General features: G+C 36.0%; 24 protein-coding genes. 18 read left to right on the top strand and 6 right to left on the bottom strand.

Features of this window, described 5'->3' with window-relative positions:
- Positions 1 to 82: 82 nt before the first annotated feature.
- Positions 83 to 1,363, bottom strand: a complete 1,281-nt coding sequence (locus ACI3E5_RS10280; RefSeq protein WP_005230514.1) for a 2-hydroxycarboxylate transporter family protein — start codon at positions 1,361 to 1,363, stop codon at positions 83 to 85.
- Between the two features lie 13 nt (positions 1,364 to 1,376).
- Positions 1,377 to 3,038 (bottom strand): malolactic enzyme, encoded by a 1,662-nt coding sequence (locus ACI3E5_RS10285; protein WP_276525021.1) that lies wholly within the window; start codon positions 3,036 to 3,038, stop codon positions 1,377 to 1,379.
- Positions 3,039 to 3,154: 116 nt separating this feature from the next.
- Here ACI3E5_RS10285 and ACI3E5_RS10290 point away from each other — a divergent pair, with 116 nt between their 5' ends.
- From ACI3E5_RS10290 to ACI3E5_RS10360, 15 genes are all read left to right on the top strand, one after another.
- Positions 3,155 to 4,051 (top strand): LysR family transcriptional regulator, encoded by an 897-nt coding sequence (locus tag ACI3E5_RS10290; protein WP_428208086.1) that lies wholly within the window; start codon positions 3,155 to 3,157, stop codon positions 4,049 to 4,051.
- 269 nt (positions 4,052 to 4,320) lie between these two features.
- Entirely contained in the window at positions 4,321 to 4,464 is a 144-nt protein-coding gene (locus tag ACI3E5_RS10295; protein ID WP_428208085.1) for a putative holin-like toxin, read from the top strand.
- Positions 4,465 to 5,629: 1,165 nt separating this feature from the next.
- The gene (locus ACI3E5_RS10300; RefSeq protein ID WP_005230519.1) at positions 5,630 to 6,031 is read left to right on the top strand and encodes a hypothetical protein; all 402 of its coding nucleotides are present in this window, start codon (positions 5,630 to 5,632) and stop codon (positions 6,029 to 6,031) included.
- A complete protein-coding gene (locus ACI3E5_RS10305; protein WP_005230521.1) occupies positions 6,000 to 6,551 on the top strand; it encodes an ATP-binding cassette domain-containing protein in 552 nt (183 codons plus the stop codon). Before ACI3E5_RS10300 ends, ACI3E5_RS10305 begins: the two co-directional genes overlap by 32 nt.
- A gap of 17 nt (positions 6,552 to 6,568) precedes the next feature.
- Positions 6,569 to 7,168 carry an ABC-2 transporter permease gene (locus ACI3E5_RS10310; RefSeq protein WP_231435919.1) on the top strand — a complete coding sequence of 200 codons (600 nt, stop codon included), beginning with the start codon at positions 6,569 to 6,571 and terminating at the stop codon, positions 7,166 to 7,168.
- A 1,537-nt stretch (positions 7,169 to 8,705) separates the two neighbouring features.
- Positions 8,706 to 9,257, top strand: coding sequence for a hypothetical protein (locus ACI3E5_RS10315; protein WP_005231945.1), 552 nt, complete (start codon positions 8,706 to 8,708; stop codon positions 9,255 to 9,257).
- Between the two features lie 409 nt (positions 9,258 to 9,666).
- A complete protein-coding gene (locus tag ACI3E5_RS10320; RefSeq protein WP_034869487.1) occupies positions 9,667 to 10,158 on the top strand; it encodes a helix-turn-helix domain-containing protein in 492 nt (163 codons plus the stop codon).
- Positions 10,159 to 10,272: 114 nt separating this feature from the next.
- On the top strand, positions 10,273 to 10,479 hold the full coding sequence (locus tag ACI3E5_RS10325) for a hypothetical protein (protein ID WP_005230526.1): 207 nt from the start codon (positions 10,273 to 10,275) through the stop codon (positions 10,477 to 10,479).
- A gap of 54 nt (positions 10,480 to 10,533) precedes the next feature.
- A complete protein-coding gene (locus ACI3E5_RS10330; RefSeq protein ID WP_228077414.1) occupies positions 10,534 to 10,740 on the top strand; it encodes a hypothetical protein in 207 nt (68 codons plus the stop codon).
- Positions 10,741 to 10,962: 222 nt separating this feature from the next.
- Complete coding sequence (locus ACI3E5_RS10335) at positions 10,963 to 11,355, top strand: hypothetical protein (protein WP_034869483.1); 393 nt, start codon at positions 10,963 to 10,965, stop codon at positions 11,353 to 11,355.
- A 518-nt stretch (positions 11,356 to 11,873) separates the two neighbouring features.
- Positions 11,874 to 12,122 carry a hypothetical protein gene (locus ACI3E5_RS10340; protein ID WP_005230532.1) on the top strand — a complete coding sequence of 83 codons (249 nt, stop codon included), beginning with the start codon at positions 11,874 to 11,876 and terminating at the stop codon, positions 12,120 to 12,122.
- A 135-nt stretch (positions 12,123 to 12,257) separates the two neighbouring features.
- Positions 12,258 to 12,542: a hypothetical protein gene (locus tag ACI3E5_RS10345; protein ID WP_005230534.1), complete on the top strand. Its 285-nt coding sequence runs from the start codon at positions 12,258 to 12,260 to the stop codon at positions 12,540 to 12,542.
- Positions 12,543 to 12,658: 116 nt separating this feature from the next.
- On the top strand, positions 12,659 to 13,030 hold the full coding sequence (locus ACI3E5_RS10350) for a hypothetical protein (RefSeq protein ID WP_498855868.1): 372 nt from the start codon (positions 12,659 to 12,661) through the stop codon (positions 13,028 to 13,030).
- A 643-nt stretch (positions 13,031 to 13,673) separates the two neighbouring features.
- Entirely contained in the window at positions 13,674 to 14,024 is a 351-nt protein-coding gene (locus tag ACI3E5_RS10355) for a winged helix-turn-helix transcriptional regulator (RefSeq protein ID WP_118214627.1), read from the top strand.
- 146 nt (positions 14,025 to 14,170) lie between these two features.
- A complete protein-coding gene (locus ACI3E5_RS10360) occupies positions 14,171 to 15,115 on the top strand; it encodes an NADP-dependent oxidoreductase (protein WP_005230541.1) in 945 nt (314 codons plus the stop codon).
- A 267-nt stretch (positions 15,116 to 15,382) separates the two neighbouring features.
- Here the strand turns inward: ACI3E5_RS10360 and ACI3E5_RS10365 are convergent, their stop codons facing one another.
- Together ACI3E5_RS10365 and ACI3E5_RS10370 are read right to left on the bottom strand one after the other, a co-directional pair.
- Positions 15,383 to 16,249 carry an aldo/keto reductase gene (locus tag ACI3E5_RS10365; RefSeq protein WP_060791879.1) on the bottom strand — a complete coding sequence of 289 codons (867 nt, stop codon included), beginning with the start codon at positions 16,247 to 16,249 and terminating at the stop codon, positions 15,383 to 15,385.
- Positions 16,250 to 16,324: 75 nt separating this feature from the next.
- On the bottom strand, positions 16,325 to 16,744 hold the full coding sequence (locus ACI3E5_RS10370) for a MerR family transcriptional regulator (RefSeq protein WP_005230545.1): 420 nt from the start codon (positions 16,742 to 16,744) through the stop codon (positions 16,325 to 16,327).
- A 389-nt stretch (positions 16,745 to 17,133) separates the two neighbouring features.
- On the opposite strand from ACI3E5_RS10370, the gene ACI3E5_RS10375 reads away from it, so the two are divergent.
- Complete coding sequence (locus tag ACI3E5_RS10375) at positions 17,134 to 17,586, top strand: GNAT family N-acetyltransferase (RefSeq protein ID WP_005230546.1); 453 nt, start codon at positions 17,134 to 17,136, stop codon at positions 17,584 to 17,586.
- A 130-nt stretch (positions 17,587 to 17,716) separates the two neighbouring features.
- Here the strand turns inward: ACI3E5_RS10375 and ACI3E5_RS10380 are convergent, their stop codons facing one another.
- Positions 17,717 to 17,875: a hypothetical protein gene (locus ACI3E5_RS10380; RefSeq protein WP_008380281.1), complete on the bottom strand. Its 159-nt coding sequence runs from the start codon at positions 17,873 to 17,875 to the stop codon at positions 17,717 to 17,719.
- 62 nt (positions 17,876 to 17,937) lie between these two features.
- Positions 17,938 to 19,545 (bottom strand): ATP-binding cassette domain-containing protein, encoded by a 1,608-nt coding sequence (locus tag ACI3E5_RS10385; RefSeq protein ID WP_005230550.1) that lies wholly within the window; start codon positions 19,543 to 19,545, stop codon positions 17,938 to 17,940.
- Positions 19,546 to 19,640: 95 nt separating this feature from the next.
- Between ACI3E5_RS10385 and ACI3E5_RS10390 the strand changes: the two genes are divergently transcribed.
- Both ACI3E5_RS10390 and ACI3E5_RS10395 read left to right on the top strand, forming a co-directional pair.
- Positions 19,641 to 20,909, top strand: coding sequence for a radical SAM protein (locus ACI3E5_RS10390; RefSeq protein WP_005230552.1), 1,269 nt, complete (start codon positions 19,641 to 19,643; stop codon positions 20,907 to 20,909).
- Positions 20,910 to 20,919: 10 nt separating this feature from the next.
- A complete protein-coding gene (locus ACI3E5_RS10395) occupies positions 20,920 to 22,182 on the top strand; it encodes a radical SAM/SPASM domain-containing protein (protein WP_005233213.1) in 1,263 nt (420 codons plus the stop codon).
- Positions 22,183 to 22,827: the final 645 nt, after the last annotated feature.

The following is a 22,827-nucleotide window of genomic DNA, read 5'->3' on the forward strand; positions in this document are numbered from 1 at the left end:
CCTTTTAAGGGGCTAGCGAGTGGTGAGCCCTTCTAGGGCTGTTAAAAAGCCACCCGTTTCACGGGTGGATATTTACTTTAGATCAAGAATAGAAGAAACGGATCAAGATCCCACCTAAAATCAGCACGATCGCACCGCATAAACGGTTGGCCATTTGGGCAAAAGCAATCATTTCCATTCTATCAGAGGCAGACAATACAGCGATATTGCCTGTTCCCCCCATGGAGTTGTTGATCATACCGGCGCCAATTGCGGTTTCAACGGGGTACATCCCCAATACCATCCCGAAGAACCAGCTGGCAGCCCCCATAGATACGACACTGGTTAGGCAAAGCACGACAAATTGCCAAGTAAAGGCAGAAGCCAATGTTGACAGATCGATCAATGCCAAACCAATCCCCGCCAAGACCGCATGGGTCAAATTCGTCATCACAACATTGTTGAACATCACCACAGAATCTTCGAGTTTCTTAGGGACAATGTTCAAGGCTTTTAGAATAAAGACAATCACGATCATAAAGGCATACTCGTGAATTTTAGGGAAAAAGTCGCTTAAAATCGCACCAACGACCAACAGTGAGAAGGAAAACAGCATCCCGACCCCGATTTGTTGGGCATCAAGCGTTATTTTTGGTTTTTCTAATTCTTCTTTCGTGGCATTGATCAGTGTACCATGGCCATTGTATTTGGTTTTAGCAAAGGCCTTTGCGATAAATAAAGCACCAATAATGGCAAGAATATTCCCGAAAGTAACTGCTGGCGCTAATTGAGAAAAGATGGCGGCTTGATTGCCGTTTGCCAAGCCATCAGCATAAATTTGTGAAAGTGGGGTGATTCCCGCCCCCATCCCGCCAGACATCATTGGTAGAGACACATACATCACCGAATCAGCAAAGCCATTGCCTAGCAGCATACCGACAAGACCGACGGAGAAAAAGCCTACTACCATAGTGATCAAAGCAACAGGAATGAATTTCGTAGAAGCTTTCACCAACAAATTACGGTTCATACCTAAAATCGAGCCGCAAATCAAAGCGGCAATATAGAAATCAAGAAAGCCAAAACCGCCCCCCATGAAGTCACTGACCGCGTCAATGACTTTCGTGGGTACGAGATGGAAGGAGGCTAAAAGGGTGGCACCAAGCAGGGTAAAAACTGACCCACCGCCAAGATAAGAATTCATGATCGGGAGTTTTTCCCCAATGAAATACAGCAGGTGTCCTAAGGCAACCAGTAAAATGGTGATCCCAACCATATTTAATGGCAACTTGTCTAAGGCAATCGCACTGAATATGACAACCATGAAAAAGAGATACAAGGGAAGACTAATTCCCGAAATCGTCATCGTTTTTAATTTATTCATTTTTCAGACCTTCCTAGTATGTTGGATACCATTTAAGATTTTGGACAGCTTTTGCCATATCGGTTTCTTGCGCTTGGGCTAATCCTTGTTCTTTGGCTTTATTGGCAACTGCTTCAGCCACTTTGATAGAAACGTCCGCAACGTATTCAAATGGTGGAAGAACAGGTGCACCGGGTTGGCTCAAATCAACCAAACCACTTAATGAGTGAGCAGCGGCACCAATCATTTCGTCGGTCAAGAGAGAGGCTTCTGAAGCCAACATACCTAATCCTAGACCAGGATAGATCAAGGCGTTGTTTGCTTGACCGATTTGGTAGTCGACCCCTTTGTATTGGATCGTTCCTGAAGGGACACCGGTTGCTACAAAGGCTTTTCCATCAGACCATTCGATCACTTGCTCAGCTGTTGCTTCTAATTTTTTTGTTGGATTCGAGATAGGGAAAATCACTGGACGAGCAGTGTTTTCACACATCGCTTCCACAACTTCTTTGGTAAAGGCACCGGCATTGGTTGAAGTACCGACCAAAATCGTTGGTTTTGCGACTTTAATGACATTGATCAATTGCGTCATATCGCCAGCATTGGCAAAGTCAGCCCGTTTTTTGGCAAATGGTTTTTGTGCAGGAGTCAAATCGGACATATCATCGAACAAAAGCCCTTGTTTGTCAACCATAAAGAAATGATTGTAGGCTTCTTCTTCTGAAAGCCCTTCGCTGACCATTTCGGCATGGACTCGACTGGCAATCCCAGCACCAGCGGAACCACCGCCATAACATAAGTAGACTTGATCCGTTAATTTTTCACCTGTAATATCCAGTGCACCGAAGATACCGCCCAGCACAACGATTCCCGTTCCTTGGATGTCATCGTTAAAAGTTGGAATCGTTTGTTTGTATTTGTCCAAAATCGTTGCAGCATTTGAACGGCCAAAGTCTTCCCAATGCAAGTAAAGTTTAGGGAACAATGATTCTGCCGTTTGAACAAATTGATCGATGAATTGGTAGTAGGCATCACCGTAGACACGTTCTTGACGATTGCCTAGATACAAATGATCCTCTAACAATTCTTTACGGTTGGTCCCAGCATCGATCACGATTGGTAAAACAGAAGCAGGGTCGATCCCAGCAGCTGCTGTATAAATCATCAATTTACCGACAGAAATATCGACACCTTGGACACCCCAGTCACCAATCCCAAGAATTCCTTCAGCGTCAGTGGCTACGATCAAGCGAATGTCCCGATCGCCAGCGGCGTTTTTCAACGTTTCTTCGATGTTTTCTGGATGATTGATATCTAAGTATGCTGCATATTGAGGATCAACGAATAGGCGGCTGTAATTTTCAATTGTATCAGCAATCGTTGGATCATAGACGATCGGATTGAATTCAACGATATGTTGGTTGAACAAATAGTAGAACAATGTCCGATTGGTATTAAAAATCTCCATTAAAAAGTGACGTTTTTCAATGTCTGATTCTTTGGTGACATATTGCAAATAGGCTTGTTCTGCTTGTTCTTCGATCGTTTGCACGTGTGGGGGCAATAAACCGATCAGCCCTAGTTCTTTTCGTTCTTCTTGTGTAAACGCGGTTCCTTTGTTTAAAAATGGGTTATTTAAAATGTCATGTGCTTTCATTATGTTCCTCCAATGGATATATTTTGAGTACTCGTTCATTTCCATTAGCTACTTTAATCCTTGCATGGAATTATAGTCAACTATCGGTGGTATAATAAAAATTATTTATAACAAAACCGATGCGAGCTTGAATCGGCTAAGGGAGAAATCAGACGATGAACATACGAGATTTAGAATACTTTAACGCTTTGGCAGAGATGCTTTCTTTTACGCAAGTGGCGCATAAATTTGCCGTCAGTCAACCAACCGTCAGCTACGCTATCAAACGCTTGGAAGAGCATTATGGCTGTGATTTGATCGTGCGAGAAGCCTCTCATCGCTCCATCTCATTGACCACAGAGGGGGAAATTTTGAAGGCTCATGCGCAATATATCTTAGATGAATTTGTGACCTTGCACCGAGCCATCGACCATGCTAAAAACAACCGGACCCACATCGGCTTGCCGCCAATCATTCGTTCCAAAGTTTTTTCAAAACTCTTAGATGAAAAAGAGATCATCCGCTTTATTTCGAATTTCCACTTAGTATCTGGGGGATCCAATGAATTGCTTTCGAAACTATTGTCAGGAAAAATCGATTTTAGCTTGCTGGGCAGTGTCAATCCCCTCGTCCACCCGAATCTGCAGGTGAAATTATTGCACCAACAAGAGTTTTTTATCTTTGTGTCAAAAGAAAATCCATTGGCAGAAAAAAAGGAAATCTCATTCGAAGAAGCTGCCGAATATCCCTTTATCCTATTGGAAAAAGGCTATACCCACATGCGCGCCTTTCAGAATTTAAGTGAGAAATCAAAGAAGAAGCCAGAAGTCCCCTTTTATTTTTCAGACGTTCAGACGATTGGCCAGCTGGTCAGTTCCAATATCGGCATTACCTTGATGACCGAATTTCCTGTGTTTCAAGAAATGGAAGGCTTAGTGAAAATACCACTAGTCCCTGAAGATAAGGAAATCTTTTATATTCAATATGCCTATTTAAAGAGTGCGATGTTGAATCAAGAAGTTCAGAAGTTGATCAGGATCTTGGATGAGCTGTCTTGGGAGGATGAAGGGTGAGGAATGGGGATCTCTTGAGGTAAGGTCGGAGAAAAATGGTGTCAGTATGTGTTCTTGAGGTAAGAAAAATCTTTCAAAGTAGATAAAACGAGGGAATGGTTCCTTTAAACGATGAAACGAGAAAAATTTCCCTTTATTTTAGCCCTTTTTATCGCATGAAAAAACGCTAAAAACCTTGATAAATCTCGGTTTTTAGCGTGGATTTTTGGTATAATAGTAGGACAGTAAAGTTTGTGACGGTGGCTATCTTTTGAAAGGTGGTGGTGCTTATGAAAGTAAGTGCTCACTCTTTAGAAAGGAGAAGCCTTTTGTCTGTAGCTGAAGCATTAGGACTAATGATTAGTTTCGGTTCTTTAATCGCAACGATTATCTTTGGCATCCTAACTGCAGCAAAAAACGACAAAAAAAAGTAACCAGTCACTAAACTTTGGCGAGTTGACTGATTACTAAAATAATATAAAACTTGCCACCGTCTTAAACGGTGCTGTAGGGGAGTTGTTCACGCAACTCCTCTTTACACAGTAATTATAGCAAGATTTCGGTGAGATATCAATCATTGACGCTACAGACGTGCTATTGCACGTCTATTTTTTTGCCCTCCTAAGTGGTGGGGAGCAGCTGGAAGGTGGAGGGCAAAAAAGATCGCTTTTCTTTCTTAAAAATTTCTAAGTACTACCATTGTTCCATAATTTAATAACACATTTTCTCGGTATTATTAATCTATCGGGTACTTAAAATATCTTTCATGTGCATGAAGAAACTGAATGAACAATGGAAAATACCAATAACGCCCTACAATCGGCGCTTATACTGGCTGCCTAGCTGGACAAAATGTGATTGCGGTGAGTTAGTAAAACAAGTTTATGTGAAAAAAGGGGATTTTTTCTATCCTGATGGGCTTTTTAAGTAACGCTGCGACGGTTGAGAATCTGCAATTTACGCAAAGAAAAGAAGAGTTAGGTATTTTTAAGAAGAACGAAGCAAAGGCAATCCTTGATGCCATACATGCACTATAAGATGAAGAGGATGTGATCCGCAAAACTTTTACAGATAGCGGTCATGTTGACTGGGTATCTGGAACGTATTTTGATTTTGAGATTGCAAAATTAACGTTTGAATAATTACTGAAGGAATGGTCAAAACCAATTAGAGGAGGAACAACAATGGATGATTTATTTCTAAATAAGGAACACTTTTCTGGGCGCCATTTTTGGAGTTAGTAAAGAGTCTTATATAGGATTGAATAGTTTGATTAAGTCGGATAATCACTTAGTAAATATTCTAATAACCAAGGTCAATCCTTTTGAAATTATCAGTATAATCATACTCGCATATCTGTTTACAAAAAAATAGAAGGAAGTAAAAAAGATTTTACACTTATTATTTCTATATGGTATATCCTGGATTTGCTTATTCTTTACTTTTTTTCTAACTAAGAGGGGTTACTTTTCTGATGTTCCAAGATTACAAGAAAGAAATGCAAAATTAATGTGTTATTTTTTTTAACTTACTTTATTATTGTTATTATTAGTTTGATGTTCATAAACTTAGATCGGCCAGAAGTAGTAATGGGCGAAAATGATTTTTACTTTTTCACAAAAGTTTTTTTCAATAATTTCATTTTTTTTTATATTATGTAGCGGATGTGTTCTAAATAAGTATGTTACCTATGTTGTAATAATATCTAATGCTTATCTTCTAGGCATTAATACGCCGCTAATTATTATGTTACAAATGGGTGCAGTATCCGTTCTACTTCATGGAGGGATCGAGTTTTTTGGTTTTTTCTTGGGTGCACTTATTGGTTTGAAAAGTATTGAATATCATGTGGCAAACGTCAAAAATACAAAATTAATTTTATTATTAGGAATTATCGCTATTTTTCTAGGTGCATTGGTAGAAGCATATATCACCGCTATTTTTAATGATTTAAATAAGGAGAATTACTATGCAGGAAATTTTGAAAGTAACAGATGTTAATTTTGAGAGGAGCGACTTTAGTCTCAACAACATAAGTTTTAAACTCTACAGTGGGGATATTGTTGGTTTGATAGGTGAAAATGGTGCAGGGAAAACAACTTTATTTAACGTAATATTTAAAAATTTAGAGCCGTCCAATGGAGAAATATCTTTTTGGGGCGATCAGCACACAAAAACAGACAAATCAGAAATGGCCATTATTCTAGACAAAAATCATTTCAACGCATCATTTACAGCTATTGATATAAACTCTATTTTTAGCAAAGTTTTTAACAACTGGAACAAGGAGCTATTTTTTTCATACATAAAGGAATTCGACTTACCAAAAGATAAAAAAATTAACGATTATTCACATGGTATGAAAGTGAAATTAAATTTTGCCTATGCTTTTTTTCGAAAGCCCAAATTGTTGTTGCTGGATGAGGCAACTAATGGATTGGATCCCGTATTTAGAGATACATTACTATCTTATATATCAGATTTTTCAAAGGAAACTGGATGTGCTGTGTTTATTCCTTAAGGAATAAGATTAAAATAATGTATGTTATCTCATTTTTGATCATATACTTTACTGCTGTTTTGATATTTAAAGAAACTGGGCTTATAATAGCTAATATTATTAGTATATTTTTTTCTGTATCGATTGTACTACCATTATTCACAGATGATCATAAAGACGATTGGTACTATTTTTCTACTACTTTGCCTATTAGACATACGGATATAGTCCTATCAAGATATACTGTTATGGGAGTTGTTCTAGCAACTATTTCACTATTCAATTTGATTGTAGATTCTATATTTTTACTTTTTTACAACCAATACTCAATTTTGGTATACTTAAGTGTTATAGGATTATCAATAGCTATTAGTGTAATATACACTTCCCTTTTAATACCAGCGGTTTATTTAGCTGGAATAAACGGAAGCTCAATCGTTTTTCTGATACTGATTGTTATATTCATGTTAGTTCAAAACTTATTGAAAACTTCTATGATAAATGAAATATTTAAATTATCAAATTACATTCTCTTTTTCTGCTTGTTCTTAGTTTGTTTATTGTTTTTGCTTATATGGATATACCTATCTTTTAGAATTACAAAAAAGATGGTTAACCAATGTCCAAATACAGATTAAAGGAGCTTTAACATGTACGATGTAAAGTCAAAAAAATTTTATTGTAACAGATGTAAGAAAGAAATAAGTACTTATGAAACATGTTGGACTAAATGGCAATTTCCTCCCAAAATCAATAGCGCTCAAGAAAAATCCCTCAAGGCTTTAGAGAATCAAAATGCATCTATCTTATGTTTAAAGTGCGCCAACAATATTTTCTCTGAACCGTTTTAAAAAGTTGATGTATTTATACTTCCCGTTATTAGTTACCAAATAAGATGTATTTCAGGATAAAAAAGGTGTCAGAAACTTAATAGTTTTTGATCCTTTTTTGATCCCTCGTTTAAGGGGGCACTGGAACATCCGTACAGAAAATAGCGGTAGTTTTTGGGAATGATTAATTAGAATCATTTTGACAATGACTTTTTGAAACTATAAAACATTGTTATAATAAGATTTTATAACTTATTTTACTGATTGCCAAAAACTAATGTTCCAGTGGCCCTTATAGAGACAAATTTATAACAAGAAAAGTCTATTCTGAAAAACACTATATAATAAATATATACACGTTATAGTGTTTTATCACGAAGGGATGATTCATATGGTTTTTGAGCGGAAATGTTACGGTGACCAAGGGAAAGTACCTGTTACACCGTATAATCAACGATGGTATTGGCCACCTGATTGGATAGAATGCGATTGTGGTGATCTAGAAAAAATTACGGTAAGGAAAGGAAATTCTTTTTACTCAAATGGACATTATCTATGCAAAATTTGTGACCGAGAGTATCGAAAAATTGATGGTACTAATCGATTTGTTTTAGTGAGAGATAAGGTAAATTAAAAAATTTATTAATCCATGTATTCTTAGAGCATTGCTAATAGTGCAGTGTTTTTTTTATGAAGATGATGCAACTACTTTATAAAATTTACCTAATAATGTATTTCCCTTCTATATCAGTAATCGTTTACAGTATTGTTTTATTACATCTTCAAACTGTTATCTAGACTAAGACATGTTTTTTTTATATAATCAAGATAATTAATTACTTGAGGGGTTTAATAATGAAAAAGAACTATCAAAAATTATTTTTGTCAGTGTAATAATGGTCTCAACTTTGTTGATAATCAGATTCCAAAAAAAGAAGTTAGCTACCTTCCAGTTCATTATTTTACAGAAGTTATTACAGATAATAAACAAGAACTAATTGATAGATCGAATATAAACAAAGTCTCAATTGCTGATAAACAATTAATTGTAGAACTGAAAAATGAATTGAACAACTATGATGAAGTATCATATTTACTCGATGGAAATGATGATGAACTAACGTTGTCACTTTATATTAATCAAAATAATAATAGAAGTAATAATTCTCAGAGTCACAGTAAATCAACCTTAGTTTTTCCATTAACTAACAACATTGAATCTGGTATCAATATAGTGAATATATAAGCTAATAATTAATAAGAGAGCTGAATCGATTCGAAAAGAGTAACAAGGATGATTTTGAATTTTAAATTATTAGATTAGGTGAGTGAGGAATATAATATAATGATTATTTATATAGTATGTTATTGGGTGTTACTCATTGCTTGTGGTGTACTAATTAGACAAAATGAAAAAGGAAATAAACAAATTTACCAAAAAATTGCAAATGAGTTTGGCTCAATGTCTTTAAAAGAGGCTGAAGGATTGTTAAAAAAACAAACCAATTATTTTTTTAAAGAAAATCCTAAAACTGGTTTTTTCTTGCGTCACCTAGCGTATTTTTTTCAACTCATATTCATACTCCTATATTTTTTTACGCCATTCTTATCAATGGTGTACTGGTTAAGTGTCCTTTTTATTTTTTTTCAGTTAACTCTTATAGCGGATATTATAGCTATTTTATATGTAAAAAAAGTATATTCGAAGAACGAAATTGAATTGTTTTGGAAAGAATATTTAGACAATCATCCTACAAACTTATTGAAAGTAGCGTTAGATAATGGATATTACACACCTAAGTCAAATGTCCTATTAATTAATCGTTCTATATTGTTACTTGTTTTTTCAGCTACTGTAGCGTTAATCCAATTCTTCTATCACAACTTTGGTGTATGAGAAAATGACTTAGGTTTTTTTAGGGTGTTTATAATGCTGGTGTATGTATAGAATCATATAGTATACATTGAAGCGAAAAAGCACTTTGGTTTCTTCTAATAAGAATGATAGATAGAAAATCTTCTATTAACAAATTTTCTTGAGAAATGAGGGAGGGCAATAACCGGGAAGTTTTTGCTCCTCCTTTAATTATTTACAGATGCTTATAATTTCTGGTTTGACATTGTTTAGAAGATATTAGAATGCACAGCAACTATTGTTGTAAGGAAGGATTCGGTAGTATGTTTCAGGCAAATCGCCAGAAATAGCCATGAAATCCCCTCTATTCTACTCTCTTTTTCAAGAATTCCTGTTAAATGATAGGTTTTATGTCAAAATGAAGGGTAGAAATGGATGAGGAGTGGTTGGAATGAAAGAAACGATATTAGCAATGAAGCTGAAAGAATATAGAGAAAAAAACAAGCTGACGCAAAGTATGCTAGCAGAATTATTAGAAGTAAGTGACAAGACGATCTCAAAATGGGAATTAGGTGCTACGTACCCTAGCAAAAAAAATATGATCAAAATAGCCGAAGAATTGGATATCTCATTAGAAACATTACTTTTGGAAGAAACTAAGAAAGACAATGAGGATTTAAAAGTAAGTATCAAGTATGGGGTGATCAGTTTTTGCTTGATCTTTTTTGTCACGATGATCATAACTTCGTTCAATCAAGACTTCAGCACGATTATGAATCTTTCTATTCAAGAAAAATTTGGTGTATTGTTAACCACCGCTTTAAAACTATTGAGTATCTCTGTGCCGCCAGCGATTATCATTGGCTCCGTGTTTTATTTTTATATCTTCCCTAAAAATAAAAAAGAGAACGAACCATTTCCTCGATTTCGACGGAAATGGTAGATTAGATTATAGGAATCAAGTCATGGACAGAAAAACAGCATTTTAGATAAAAAAGAGTACTTCAGTCTGGCTGGTGTGAAAAGCGCATAAATTTTACAAGAAGGAGAGAGCAGGATGGGACTATTTGGTAAAAAGAAAGAAGTCAGAAATTTAACGAAGGAAGAAGAAGCAGAAATCAAAGAAGAAATGGCACGACAAATGCTTTCAAAAAACGAAAATGATATTGGCATGGTCAAGAAAATCAAAGATCTGACAAACATGAGCACAGGACAAGCGAAAGAGCTATTCCTGAAATTCAGGGATGAGTTAACCGAGAGATAGCGGATAGGGAATCAGCCAACAACAGTCTTTCAAATGGGAGCCAGATTCGCTTCATTGACAGCTTATGCGGTTGAAAAGGATGTTGTAATCTGGTCAGTTAGTTTTATAAAACTCGGTTACGCCGTAGCAATTCTATTACAATCAAGATTTTTATCTTCTACTGGAGGGCATAACGATGTCGAAAGAGTTAAAAAAGGTTTACAGTATTACGGTTATTCAGGTAGTGATTTACGTGATCGCATTCGCCATGGCTTTTCTTAATCGTGGGGTCTCACCGAACTGGCCCTTCTACTTGGTCCTAGTAGGAATATTAGTAGGATTTTTTCTCCCCAAAAAATATCGCTCACAATTTTCTTCGACTGCTCCGGGTATTTTTTTTTAAGAACCGTACGAGACGTACAGAAAATATAATCGAACTGACCGTCACTTGTTTCGTCATTTTTCTGGTTATTTATTTAAATCTTGTCTAGAGGGGGTGTGACCATGAATACTATCAAAAAGAAGCGACGGTTAGGATTGGTGGGTCTTTATTTACTTTTAGCTATACTGTCCTCACTTATACGACAAGTGAAGTACTATGGCATAACGGCGGTACTTATGATCATTCTCACTTTCCTCGTACTGGTCATTTTATGGGCGTCTTTGCTTCGTCACAACGTTATTCGTGTCACTTGGACAAGTATGACTTATGAACCAAATCTTCATAAAAGTGAACGGGTGTTTTTGTTTAGCCTCGTTACTTTAGTAGCGCCGGTTCTTAGATTTCATGACCTGACTGTCTATGACCTAATCGTTTCTGTTGTAGCTATATTGGTAGGGATAGTTGGTTTTGTAATAAATGAGCATCGATTAAATCGGAAAAAACAGAAAGGATAAAGAGAATTTTTGTGGTGGGTTAAAAAGATAAATTTACTGACTCCTTTCTCATTGCTTAAAGAATTATAATCAACTATTTATAGTTCAAAATATATGTTAAGAAAATAAAAATCAAGCATAGAGAAGAATTTCTCTGTCCTAATTCCTAGTATGATACATTGCTAACAGTATCATATTTTCTTTTATAGAGTGGAAAGGCTTACCCCGTCTTGATTAAATCAAGGATACCTCTTCATTAGGCAATTATAGTAAATATATAGTAGAGCTAGCGTGCCTGATAAAACAAATCATCTCATTCCTCTCTAAAATCCAGCTTTAAACAATTCTGTCAGTATACCAGTTGGTTCTTATGGACTGTTAATTAGTAATGATGATACAACGACAAACTGACTGTTTTCGTCGTTTTAAATAATTCTTTAAAATGAAAGCGTAAAAATAATTTAAACTTCTTTTTTGAGTGGTCGGCATATATAATAAGAACATACAGTAAGAAAGTGTATGCTGAAAAGAGGACTCTTATGAAAAAATTTGCAATTGGCTGTTTTGGGATCAGCCTTTTTATGACGATCGTTGGCCTTTTTTTACAGACGATTTTGATCCCTATTCAAGATTTTGACACAATCAGCAAAGAAGAACTTAAGAATATCCAACTTGATCTTGCTATTAATTATCCATTAGGAACTGGTATGCTCTATATCGGGCTTCCTTTGTTAGTATGCTCGAGTGGTTATTTGGTTTTTTGTTATTTTAGAGATAGGAAGAACTGAAGCTTATCTTGAAAAAAATGCTTAAGAGGAACGCAATATAATATGATGTATGTTTGTATTTAAATGAAAAGGTAATTATTGTTTGTTTGGATCTGTAATGTTTGAGGAAATACTAACTAATTAAGGAAGTGCTTTATGAAAATAAATGATGTTTTGCATAGACGCCAGTATACGATTAATTTATCTTCTAATACTCCACCGCTTGATTTAGCTTCTTTAAGTAATATGGGGGTCTGGAGTAATCCAAAAGAGAAACATTATATATTGATTTTGACACACAATGACGATCCCATTAACGATTCTTCTATGTTTGAGAAAATTTTTAAGGAGCGTACTGGATTACAGTCAAAAGATTTTATATATGAAGCAAAACATGGACCGATGACCCTACAACGTGCTGTTGATTCGACTTGGTTTTGAAAATATAGAGTTTTTTGAATAGATGCAATAGCACAATGCATGAAATCATGGTATTGAGATTATTTTGAAGGAATTGAAAATAATGAATTTTTTTAGGGAAGCAGGTCTGAATAGCTATGAACAATCACGAAAAGAATCGAAAACAACATTCAATTAGCAATCTATCTAGTAATTCCTTTAACGTAATGAATACAAAATCTGATCCTTCACAAACTGGATCACCAATACCTTTTCAAAATGGCGACTTTTCATCAGTTGATCGAAACATTCATTCTTCAAAAATAGTCGCTGAAATGCTTTGTTTCTATTTAGCAGGTAGTATTATTGCGGCAATTGGGTGTTATTTGTATATTAAGCTGCCCTTATTTGCTAATTTACTGGAGAATACGATTTTATCTTTTGCTATTACTTTTGGGATTATCATCCTAAGCTTTGTTTTGTCTCATTTTATAACGAAAGTACTTACTGCTCATATCAGAAATAAATGACCAATATGAAATGAATTGTGAGGATAAATAGATGTATTCAAATTACCAGAAGCTGCCGCACTATTTAAAAAAGTGGTATGCATTATTTTATATTTTACCATTGATGCTTCTCTTATTTGTTAATGCCCTGACAGCTTGGTTATCTTTTCCCATAAACATAGGAATTCTATTGATTCTTTATGGAGTAAGTTGTTTGATTGCTACCAAGGCGTCTCAAGGTAAAAAAGAATGGTTTGTTCTAGATGGCATCACTTTTGGGATTGCCTTGATCACTCTTTCTATCATTTAATTGAAATAAAGAGGTAGCCTTTGATGCAGAGATAATAGTGGAGAACCGATTATTGCGCATGTCGTCTCTTCTTTCGTTGTGATGGCAGCAGCCATCTTGATCTAAAAATTACTGTGCAGTGGCTGTCTATAAGCGTAAAGGAATTGAGGATGGCTTGGTTGTTCGCCTAGAAGCTCTAAAATTAGGTTGATTGAAGCCGATTTGAGAGTTCAGATAAGCGTTACGGGCTTGCTATTTTTTGCAGTCGTTATATACTGATGTCTATACTTCATGGTTTCGTATGTCGTCATCATTTCGGTAGTATTGCTGATATGAAAGACCGCAGCAAAAGTGAGCGAATAGGAGGAAGTAGTGATGCAGCAAACAGAAGAAACTGAATTTTTTGTAGAATGCCCAGTGGCTAGCGTCCAGAAGGTCGTACGCGGCAAGTGGTCCATGGTCATCTTGTCCTTTTTACGGCACAAAACGCTTCGTTTCGGTGCGCTTAGTCGTAAAATGCCCATGGTGACCCAAGCAAATTTGACAAAGGAATTGCGCATGCTTGAAAGCTATGGCCTCATTCATCGTGAAGACTATCCGCAAGTGCCGCCAAAAGTTGAATACTCACTGACCGAAATGGGACATAAATTCATGCCAGTTTTGGATGCCTTAGAAACATTTGCTTCTACCTATGAGTCAGAAAACGAAAAAGTAGTCAATCCTTGAAGCGTTCAAGGATTTTTTTTTGTACCTGAAATCCGTATGATTACACAAATCTATTGAAAACGATAGTACCTATCAAAAAATATGGTACTTTTTATTATTGAGGTAATAGGTCATAATGAAATCATCTTAAGAAAGAAGGGTTTTTTATGAAAAAAATGATACTGAATCAATATGGCTCTGTAGATGTGATGCAAATTGTTGAAACTGCTATCCCTGAGCCAGCTGCTAAACAAATTGTGATCAAAACCGCAGCGATCGGCGTGAATGATCCTGATATTGTTATTCGTGCGAATGGACCATTTCCAACGATGCCAAAAGAATTGAAACCTGTGCTTCCACACTCTTTGGGACAAGACTTTTCTGGTATCGTAACAGCTGTCGGAGATGATGTGACCCGCTTTTCAGTAGGTGATCATGTGGTTGGGATGGCGTTTATGAGTACATATTCTGAATACATTTTGTTAGACGAGTCAGCAGTTGTTGCTGCTGTACCGAAGGAGCTGGACTTGGTGCCGTTAGGTGGATTTTTCCTTGGCGTAGCCACAGCTTATGGTGCAACCATTCGTGATGGTCAAGCAAAAGATGGACAAAAAGTACTGATTCATGGCGGTGCTGGCGGTGTCGGGTCTAAAGCTGTTCAGCTGGCAAAACATGCCGGAGCGTATGTCATAGCAACAGGCAGCGCTGAACAAGCTGACTATATGAAGGCACTAGGTGCGGATGAAACGATCGATTATCAGACAGAAGATTTCACAAAATTGGTTTCTGATGTCGATTTAGTGGTCAACTTGACTGGTCCTAAAACATTGGAGAACAGTTATCAAGTAATCAAAAAAGGTGGACGCGTCACTTCTGTTAATGCGCCAATCAACCAAGAAGAAACGGAGCGTAGAGGAATTACTGGTATGTATTCTATGGGGTTCATGACTGTTGAAGAGCTGGAAAAAGTCATTGATCTTTATGCGCAAGGAAAACTTGATGTCCTTGTAGACAAGACATATCCCTTTGAATTAGAAGCAATCAAGCAAGCTCACCTTGATTTCCAAGCAGGCGGAAATACTGGCAAAAAGATCATTGTCTTTGATAAATAGGGAGTAGTAAATAGAAATCGTACAATAGAGATTTTAAGAGCGAGCGTAACAGAACGCTGTCCGTTGTTTAGCTACAAGCCCAGTGCTCCAGAGAAATGAGTTTAATCGATGGATTCTTCAGTTACTTGATCAAGGCAGAATCTCCAAAGAGTTTTGTGAGAATTACAATGAAAAGAGACAAGATACGACTCAGTAAGGACCAATACAAGTCCGCTTCCTTTCGAAACGGAAGCGGACTTGTATTGGTTTCCTTCAATAAAAACCCTATTAGTTTTCAGTATCTAACATCCGCACCATAAACCATTCCACTTGTTGCGGTGCATCGTGGTCAAAGAATGCGGACTCTTTTTTATCTAAAGCGGCTATTTTTTCAATGTCTTTCTGGGAAAGCTCAAAGTCAAAAATAGCAATGTTTTCAGCCATCCGTTCTGGACGAACTGTTTTTGCTAAAGCGACGATCCCTCTTTGCATCAACCAGCGAAGGACAACTTGGCCAACCGTTTTGCCATATTGCTTGCCAATTTCTGCTAATGTCGGATTGGTAAATAGGTCATGACGTCCTTCTGCAAAAGGTGCCCAAGCTTCCACTTGGACGTCATATTTTTCATGCCATTCCTGATCTTCCACTCGTTGATTCCAAGGGTTCACTTCGATTTGATTGATTTGAGGTTTCACCTCATTCAAGCCGACAAACTCGATCATCTTAGCTGATTTGAAATTTGAAACGCCAATTGCACGTAATTTCCCTGTTTTTTGAGCAGCAACCATTGAGCGCCAAGCACCATAAATATCTCCATATGGTTGGTGAATAAGGTAGAGATCAAGATAAGTTAATCCCATTGTTTCAAGCGAATGTTCAATCGTTTCTTTCGCTTTATCTTCGGAAGCTTGGAGAATAAATAATTTAGAGGTAACAAAAAGTTCTTCTCGAGTGACTAGACCTTCAGTGATGGCGCGCTTGATTCCCTCGCCTGTTTCTGTTTCATTTCCATAAATAGAAGCAGTGTCGATCAGTCGATACCCAGCTTTGATTGCTTGGTAAACAGCTTCTGCTGTTTCTTCCAAAGGAATTTGATAAACGCCAAATCCTAGTTGCGGCATGGTGACACCATTATTGAGTGTGATTGTTTGCATAATGTTTCCTCCTCTAATTTTCATTGCATGTTCTATCCTAAACCTTGGAGTTAAGTCCATAGCAAGTGAAAGATGTTACTTTTTTCGTTCCCATAATTTTTCCACTTTATCAGGGGTCATATTTCCTGCTTTAAATTTTGCGATATGCTCATCATACGTTTCTATCTTATAAATAAGTAGGTCTCTTACTTCCTGCATTGCTGCTAACTTTTTCTCTAATTCTTCGAGTTGATCGGCTAAAATCTGTTTCTGAGCTTTTTCGACATTTTGACTTTCACGTACTTGTGCCAATTGAGCAAATTCAATTAGCGATTCGATCGACAATCCTGCATTTCGTAAATGTTTTGCTAAATAGATCCAGTTTAGATCATTTGTTGTGTACACCCGATAGCCACTCTCATTGCGTTGGACAGGTGGAATCACACCGACTCGTTCATAATAGCGCAATGTGTCTACGCTCAAATCAAACATTTCCGCTGCTTTTTTTATATTCATCGTTGGTTCTCCTTATCTTTTCTATAAGTAATCATAAACCCTGAAGTGGACTCTAGGGCAAGTGGTTTAAAATCGTTTATTGAAAAGAATATATTTTGTTCGTTATGGCGACTATTCGGGAAGAAAAAGCTACAAGCATTTTTATTTCAACAGAATGATTTGAGAAATCATCAGTATTGAAAGCTCCTTTCTTAGTGTGTTTCAAAGCAAGTCATACTCTCTTAGAATTGATTGTTTCGTTATCTATTTGAGCGAGGCAGTTTTTATCCATAGATTTTAAATAAATCCATCTCATGTTATGATGATGTTGAAAATTCTTAACTTGGATCAATGAAACAGCGATTCTTGTTATGAAAAACGAAAATAAGCTGATGAGAGTGTGACTATCCATGAATATAAAAGAAGTAAGTAGTATGAATCAAAAGTTAGAGCAACAATTAATTGAAGTATGGGAGAGTTCTGTTAAGGCGACGCACACCTTTTTGTCAGAGACCGAAATCCAAGCCATTAAGCAATACATTCCAGAGGCATTGCATCATGTGCCACATTTGATTATCGTAGAAAGTGAAAATGGAGAGCCAGCTGGCTTCATGGGGATCTCGGATCGAAATCTTGAAATGCTTTTTATAGCAAATGAACAAAGAGGCAAGGGACTAGGAAGAAAACTCTTGGCATACGGGATGGAAAACTATTCTGTAAATGAACTGGGAGTAAATGAACAGAATCCTCAGGCGAAAGGATTTTATGAGCATATGGGATTTGAGGTATACAAAAGAAGCGAGTTAGACGAACAAGGAAACCCTTATCCAATTCTTTATATGAAGAAAGTTGATAACAAGTAGCTGTTAAAAATTATTTGCGTTTGCGGGAAATATGTAAGAAGGAGTCGAGACATATATAGCTAGTCACGACCCCTTCTTTGATTGCTATTATCCTTATTAATAAGTAAAGTAAGGATCAAATGATTTTCTCTTAACTAGCTTTCTCTTCTTTTTTTATCTCTTCTTTTTTCTGATTTGAAAATGGTGTATCAGTCTCTTCAGGTAAGATGATTGGTGGATGATGGGAATGCTGATTACTTCCACACATGGTGATGATTTGTTCTTTTGAAGCTTCAGAGATTACTTTCATTGTATACCTCTCCTTTCTTTTATATTTCCAGATGACATAAGGTAGGCCTATATCATCTAAATTCATGATTTATTTAACTGAATTAGCTCATCAAATGAACCTAGAAATTCCTGATTTGTTGAGTGAGTAACGACAATGATTATTTTATCTGTAAGTGAGCAGATTAAGTCACTGATAATCATCTCGTTTATACTGTCTAGACCAGATGTTGGTTCGTCAAAAAGAATAACATCGGAATCTTTAAAGATTGCCCGAGCAATCTCAAGCCGTCTAAGCTCGCCGCCAGAAAGAAAGTTTATCCATGTATTATCTTGCGTATCGGTTAAATCATTGTTATCAAAGCGATCATCTAATCCACTTCGTTTTAAAACATCAACGATTTTTTCAAGTTCGTATTCACTAAAAATAGAAACGTTGTAAGCAATACTCGTCTGGAAGATAGCAGTTTTTTGTTGGACAAGTGCAACTTTCTCATAAAGGGAGTCTCTAGATAGCTGATTCATCTCTTGCTGGTCAACCAATACTTGATGATCGTCGATAGGGTAAATTCCCGCTAAAATATTCAATAGTGTCGACTTCCCGCTACCGCTTGCGCCAGTGATAGCATATTTTTTTCCACGCTCAAATGTTTGAGTAAAACCATTAAAAATCAAACGATTTCCATGATGGAAATGCAGATTTTCAATCGATAAAGTAGTTATTGGTTCTGCAAGTTCAAGTGAGCGATTGGGCTCATCATCATCGGTACCATCAATGAAAGCTATAAGATCGTCCGCGACCTTCTTGCTCGCTAAAATATCTGTAACTGAAGTACTGAAATACTCTAACGGACCGGCAATCGTACTCATTAGTGTAGTCATCGCAATAAGATCGGGAATGGTGATTATTTTGGCAGCAACAAAGAAACCACCAACGATCCATGTCCCTGAATAGGCAAGATCCCCAAGTCCAAAAGAAATTGCATAAGTCAGTCCTTGTAAGGTTTCAAAAGTGATACTTTCCTTTTTTAATCGTTCACTACTGTTAGTAAAAATTTTCGTATATGTTGGAAAACCTTTGCCGACACGTAAGGTCAGGTATCCTGAGAGAAGTTGGTCAAATAAACTAAGTGTACGATCTTGCTCCAGAACAACGGACTTGCGACGATCACTAAGGATTCGCTTAGCGAAATAAGGGGCTAGCAAAGGACTAAAAGCTAAGAGCAGCATAATCAATGAAAAAGAAGTGTTTAATTTTAGTGTGAATAAAAGAGAGAATAGAAAGGTAAAAATGCTTAAAATCAGTCCAAATCCGGGCTTTAAAAATTCTAATTCAACGACTTTCATTTCATTTGCCAACTTTGAGAGATACTCGTTTTTCTCATTTTTAAGAAATAGTACCGGATTCATTCGAACGATTTTCTGCGAGAGACTCTCTCTCAGTTGATTCATTATTGATTGAACTAAGACGGATTTACTTCTTCTTGGAATAAAATCGCTCATCGTGTTCAATAAGATGTAAAAGAAGGCGAATATACCAATAAATAAAAGTCTTTTTACATCTCCTGACATAGCAACCTCGGTGATTTGTCTATACACCAAAGCAACCCCAACTTGAATGAGCGCTGCCATTGCGCATAAAATCACATGCAAAAAGAAAAGTGGTTGGTTTCTTTTTAATATTTTTTTCATTCTCTCCCTCCTATGTAAAAACTATATCACAAATTAAAAAAAAATTGAAATATTATTTTGTGAAATGTATAATTATTGAAAAAGGGGGTTAGGTGATGCGTTTTTCACGGTATGTCGATATCATTGAGAACGGTAACGAGACTATTCTTTGCAATACATTAACGCAAGAAATAGTTACTATTGATTCAAAAAAAATGAAAAGTAAAACGGAGATTTCGAGCGAAATAAGTGAAGGTGAACGAAAATATTTATTTGAAAATGGATTTATACACGGTGATTTGGAAAGTTATAAACAGAAAACAATCAATTTAAAGAGAGACTTAGTTACTATCACTATAAATATCACAGAAGATTGCAACTTTTCGTGTACTTATTGTTACCAGAATGATTTCCTTTCTAAAAATGTTATTACTGATCAGACGATAAATAATATAATGCAATACATTTTAGACATTGCTCAGCTAGGCGTTCGGAGACTATATATCTATTTTTTCGGGGGCGAGCCACTTCTTTATAAAAAAAGAATTCTCGCAATTAAAAGTAAGATTGATCAAATTGCGTCAGAGAAATCACTCTCAATTTCTTATGGTTTAGGAACAAACGCCTATCTACTCACTCCAGATTTTATAAATCATTTTGATTCTTTAATTGTCGATACTACACTAACATCTAGAAAAGATCATGATAGAAATAGATCTCTTAAGAGTGGAAGCGGAACGTATGATAAGATTTTTGAAAATCTAGCGGTAGCATCTAAGAGCGGACGTGTTAAAATCCATATTGGTTATAATACATCTGATAAAAATACAGAAGAGTTTCAGTCTTTTCTCGTTACGATCCGCCAAAGTGATATCAAAGCCCATATCAATTGCTATTACATTAATAACTATGAGTTTAATGAAAATTATTTCAATGCATTATCCTATGAAAAATATCTAAAGTGGGTATCTTCAACTGCAATTGATCACCTAATTGAAAACGGTTTCCTAGTGAATGTCTCTCCATTTTCTTCGTATCGCTTTGAGTGCGATGCGTATAATCCTTGGTCTGTAAAGTTTTTCTCTGATGGATCTATAGGGTTATGTAATGCAACAAATTTTTATGAACGTAGAATAATAAAAAGTTTTACAGAATCATCTTCTTTTGCAGAAGATGTTCAATATAGCCTTTATGACCAAAAGAGTGTTCTTCCGAAAAGCAACAATCAGTGTAATTCATGTGAATTAATTGCAGTGTGTCGAGGAAAGGTACAGTGTGATACTTCATGTAACCCCAACTATTCAATTGATAGAGAAACATTCATACGTTCTTTTGTAAAGCATACAAATCTAGGTAACAGAAAATTTTTTACCCAATTTAATTAGGAGTGATTTTATGAAATTATCGCAATATACGATTGTTGAAGAAGTGGATAATGAAATACTTTTGTACAATTCGGTATACTCTGCTATCGTTTTACTAACTCAAAGCGAGTTCCATGATCTACAGACTTTTATTAATAACGATAACTTTGAGAAAACAGAATTATTCTCTTATTTAGAAAATCAAAATATCATTGTTTCCGATGAGATTGATGAAGAAGCAAGATTAGTGTCTGTGGCAAATGAAAAACGATATAATCCTAGTCAAGTAACTTTCACAATTGCCCCTACGATGAACTGTAATTTTTCCTGTTTTTATTGTTACGAGCAAGGGTTTAGACAACATACTATGACTACTGAAACTGCTAAGAAAACAGCTGAGTTTATTCTTAAAAATGTATTACCCCATCAGTCATTGAAAGTAATTTGGTATGGAGGAGAGCCTTTGATGGGATTGAACTCTATTAAAGTTATAAGTGAAATAATAATGAAAAACGAAAAAAAATATAAAAATTTCAACGCAGAAATTGTATCCAATGGTTATTTGCTAACAGAAAAAGTTGCACAACTTTTAAAAAGTTATCACGTTAATTATGCTCAAATTACTCTGGATGGGGATCAGATAAATCATGATTCTAGAAGATGTTTAACAAATGGGAAAGGGACATTTGCAAGAATATTACAGAATATAGTTAAAACTCTAAAATATATTCCAGTAACTGTAAGAGTAAATATAGATAGGGAGAATAATCATGAAGATGTTATTCGTTTGATGAACTCGCTGGATAATTTTAATTTACTTAAGAAAGTTGGCTTTTATCTTGCGCCGGTAGAGGATTTTGATACCTACAAAACACCCACATGTTATACATCCCAAGAGTTTTCGAAAGAAGAAATAATGGTTTATAAAAGTCTTTTGGAAAGAGGGATAAATATTGTTGCCATACCACGGACAACGATTGGGTTCTGCGAAGCTATCAATCGAGATGACTATGTAATCGACCCTAATGGATTTTTATATAAATGCTGGGTTCATATTGGTAAAACGATTGGACGAGTTGGAGATATCTATACAGGAATACAATTGAACAGTGTGCATAAAACATTTACAGAGTACAAATTTTTTTCGAAAGCGAAATGTTCAAGTTGTAAAGTTCAACCTTTGTGTTTAGGAGGCTGTCCGTTAATTCGAATGAATACAGGTGAGTCGAAGTGCGTTAGCTATAAGTACAATATTGAAGAGCATATAAAAATGGCTTCGGCAAGACTAATATAATCTGGTGGAATATTTTTGCTTCAGAAGATTGATAAGGTCTTCTTAAAAAAATAGCTTAGTTAAATAAGGTTACTATGTTACATTGTGAATAGAATCTATACTTACTTATGAAAATAGAAAGCGTAACTCAATTTTCTCATTCATATTGTAATAAATGATTTCTCATATTAAAATTTTTATAAGAAAACTAAATAGTGAGCAAAGCTCACCCCAAGCAGCCTCCGAAACTGTTTTCGGGGGCTGCTTGAGGTTTGGGGGGCTTAGCTAGCTAAGTAATGATCGATCACTAAAAAAATGATCAAAACAGAATAGGCAATTTTTTCTTTTCAATCAAAAAATTTTGATCATTTTATCAAGCAGAGGATGGCACAAGTAAGTGGAAAGTAGGTAGTGGCTATTTTTTTGTTCAGGATGGGGAAGTAGATTTGTCTAGGATACGCCGGAGGATAAACGTTTTGAGGATCATTTGTTTTTGACTTACCTATGTGCCATCACTGCGGAAACCCTGTGGATGAAGGCGTCATGTACGACACCAGATACTCGGATGAGAGCTAAGGACGTTTGATTGCCGTGCCTGACACGCTTTTTCTAACCGCAAAGTCGTAGGGGCTAAAGAGCTACAGCGCTGAGACAGATGACTGCCCC

It is taken from the genome of Candidatus Enterococcus avicola (assembly GCF_047470845.1).
GTDB classification, from domain to species: Bacteria; Bacillota; Bacilli; order Lactobacillales; family Enterococcaceae; genus Enterococcus_D; species Enterococcus_D casseliflavus.